We start from the raw sequence: 2,893 nt of genomic DNA, 5'->3' as shown, positions 1-2,893 counted from the left end.
CGACGGCTTCGATGGCGACCCGCTGGGCCCACGTTTTCGCCTGCGCGGCAACAAGATGTGGATCAGCGCCGGCGAGCACGAGATCACGGAGAACATCGTGCACCTGGTGCTGGCCAAGATCCCCGGGCCCGATGGCGCGTTGATCGCGGGCACCAAGGGCATCTCGCTCTTCATCGTGCCGAAGAAGCTGGTGGATGCGGAAGGCGCGCTCACCGGCGAGCGCAACGACGTGGCGCTTGCAGGCTTGAACCACAAGCTCGGCTACCGCGGCATCCCGAACACGCTGCTGAACTTTGGCGAAGGCTAGTTCGCGGCACGTGGCAAGCCGGGTGACGGCCTCAAGTGCATGTTCCACATGATGAACGAGGCGCGCATCGGTGTGGGCCTGGGCGCCGTGATGCTGGGTTATGCGGGCTACGAGGCCAGCCTCGACTACGCGAAGGGCCGCCCGCAAGGCCGCCCCATCAACCCCGAAGGCAAGAACCCCAAACAGCCGCAGGTGCCGATCATTCAGCACGCCGACGTGAAGCGCATGCTGCTGGCACAGAAGTCTTGCTGCGAAGGTGCGCTGGCGCTGGAGCTGTACTGCGCCAAGCTGGTCGATGAGTTGCACACCGGCGAAGCGGCGGCCGAAGCGGGCTTGCTGCTGGAGATGCTCACGCCCATCGCGAAGAGCTGGCCCAGCGAGTGGTGCCTGGAGGCCAACAGTCTCGCCATCCAGATCCACGGCGGCTACGGCTACACGCGTGACTACCCGGTCGAGCAGTACTGGCGCGACAACCGCCTGAACATGATCCATGAAGGCACACACGGCATCCAGGGTCTCGACCTGCTGGGCCGCAAGGTGGTGATGGACGGTGGCAAGGGCCTCGCACTGCTGGCCACCAAGATCAACGCCACCATCGAGCGGGCGCTGCAAACCAAGGAGTGGGCCGAGCCCGCCAACGCACTGGCCGGCACGCTCAAGCTGTTGGGCAACACCACCAAATCGGCCTGGGCCACGGGTGTGCCCGAAGAAGCGCTCGCCAACGCCACACCGTATTTGCAAGGCTTCGGCCACACCGTGCTCGCGTGGATCTGGCTTGACCTGGCGCTGTGTGTGCAGGCCTCGTCGGCACCCGATGAGTTGCGCCAAGGCAAGCTGGCTGCTGCGCGCTACTTCTTCAACTACGAGTTGCCGCGTGTGCCGGCCTGGCTCAAGGTCGTCGAGACGCGCGACGACACCTGCCGCAGCATGAACGAGGCCTGGTTCTGAGATGAAGACGAGCACCGTCGATGCGCTGATCTGGGTGTACGTCTACGGCGGCCTGATCCTCGTCGGCCTGGGTCTCTCGGTTCAGCGCACAAACGATGGCCTTGGTTATGGCGTGATCGCTGTGGGCGGCGTGCTTGCCATCGTTGGCTTCGCACTCATCTACGTGCGCTCGCGCATGAAAGAACTCCCTCCAACCAAAGACAAAACATCATGAGCACACGGATCCAGAAACTGTTCGACCTCAGCGGAAAGACCGCTCTCATCACCGGCGGTTCGCGCGGCCTGGGCTTGCAGATTGCCGAGTCGCTCGGCGAGGCTGGCGCCAAGGTGTTTCTCACCTCGCGCAAGGCCGCTGACCTCGAAGAGGCTGCCGCGCACTTGAAAGCACGCGGTATCGAAGCCCTGTGGATCGCTGCCGACGCCAGCCAGCCCGCCGAGATCGAGCGTGTGGTGACTGACGCGATGAAGCGCCTGGGCCACATCGACATCCTCGTCAACAACGCCGGTGCCACTTGGGGTGCGGCGGCTGAAGACTACCCACTCGAAGCCTGGGACAAGGTGATGAACCTCAACATCCGCAGCATCTTCCTGATGAGCCAGGCAGTGGGCAAGGCGAGCATGATCCCGCGCAAGCAGGGCCGCATCATCAACGTGGCCTCGATCGCCGGTCTTTCGGGCGCCGGCCCCGACATCCAGTACATCGCCTACGGCACGAGCAAGGGCGCGGTCGTCAACTTCACGCGCACGCTCGCAGGCGAGTGGGGCAAGCACGGCATCAACGTCAATGCGCTGGCGCCGGGTTTCTTCCCGAGCAAGATGACCAAGGGCACGCTAGACCGTGTGGGCGCCGACAAGATGGCGCAGAAGGCGCCGCTGCAACGCATCGGTGGTGATGACGACCTGAAGGGCGCGGCGCTGCTGTTTGCATCCGCTGCCGGCCGCCACATCACAGGGCAGATCCTCGCGGTGGACGGGGGAGTATCGGCGGTCCATGGCGGTTGAGTCGGCCATGAATTTCCATACCTTCATTCCGTTCGTCGAACACCTCGGTTTCGAGTTGCTGAAATTCGAAGACGGCGAAGCGGAAATCGCCGTCGAGCTGCGCGAGGAACTGTGCAATTCCTGGAGCGTGGCGCACGGCGGCGTGACCATGACGCTGCTCGACGTGGCCATGGCGCACGCCGCGCGAAGCTCCGGCCGCGGGGGTGAAGGGCAGAGCAACGGCATTGGCGTGGTCACCATCGAGATGAAGACGAGCTTCATGCGCCCGGGCCTCGGCCGCCTGCTGGCCAAGGCCCGCCGTGTGCACGCCACCAGTTCGCTCGCGTTCTGCGAAGCGCAGGTGCTCGACGAAAAGGGCGCCGTCGTGGCGCAGGCGAGCGGCACCTTCAAGTACCTGAAGGGCCTGCCGGCGGGCGGGCGCAAGATCATGCGGCCCAACGCTTCGGACTGAGACTCGCCGAGCGCCTTGCCGAGCCGAACAGCCTGCGAGCCCGGTTCCCAATTGAAAGAGACCCCATGTCCGACCTGATCCTGCACCACTACGACGGTTCTCCTTTCTCCGAGAAGGTGCGCCTGATCCTCGGCTACAAGGCGCTCGCCTGGAAGTCGGTTTCGGTGCCGGTGATGCTGCCCAAG

At 64.5% G+C, this 2,893-nt stretch carries 4 protein-coding genes and 1 pseudogene; all 5 read left to right on the top strand.

Going from position 1 to position 2,893, the window contains the following annotated elements:
• Positions 1–1,255: pseudogene (locus RMO40_RS01890) on the top strand (acyl-CoA dehydrogenase family protein); the annotation flags it as partial.
• 1 nt (position 1,256) lies between these two features.
• Complete coding sequence (locus RMO40_RS01885; protein ID WP_309715494.1) at positions 1,257–1,469, top strand: hypothetical protein; 213 nt, start codon at positions 1,257–1,259, stop codon at positions 1,467–1,469.
• Positions 1,466–2,257, top strand: coding sequence for an SDR family NAD(P)-dependent oxidoreductase (locus RMO40_RS01880; RefSeq protein WP_309715492.1), 792 nt, complete (start codon positions 1,466–1,468; stop codon positions 2,255–2,257). The genes RMO40_RS01885 and RMO40_RS01880 overlap by 4 nt, the downstream gene beginning before the upstream one ends.
• Before the next feature lie 7 nt (positions 2,258–2,264).
• Entirely contained in the window at positions 2,265–2,708 is a 444-nt protein-coding gene (locus tag RMO40_RS01875; RefSeq protein ID WP_309715490.1) for a hotdog fold thioesterase, read from the top strand.
• Positions 2,709–2,773: 65 nt separating this feature from the next.
• The coding region (locus tag RMO40_RS01870) for a glutathione S-transferase N-terminal domain-containing protein (protein WP_309715497.1) at positions 2,774–2,893 on the top strand (120 nt) is incomplete at its 3' end.

The sequence above is a fragment of the Rhizobacter sp. genome (genome assembly GCF_031412075.1).
In the GTDB taxonomy this organism is placed as follows: Bacteria; Pseudomonadota; Gammaproteobacteria; order Burkholderiales; family Burkholderiaceae_C; genus Rhizobacter.
This window is presented reverse-complemented; position numbering and strand designations above follow the sequence as displayed.

Excerpts from the sequence above, each read along its gene's own strand:
- RMO40_RS01885 (WP_309715494.1), top strand. The coding sequence starts at position 1,257 with ATGAAGACGAGCACCGTCGATGCGCTGATCTGGGTGTACGTCTACGGC.
- RMO40_RS01880 (WP_309715492.1), top strand. The coding sequence starts at position 1,466 with ATGAGCACACGGATCCAGAAACTGTTCGACCTCAGCGGAAAGACCGCT.
- RMO40_RS01875 (WP_309715490.1), top strand. The coding sequence starts at position 2,265 with ATGAATTTCCATACCTTCATTCCGTTCGTCGAACACCTCGGTTTCGAG.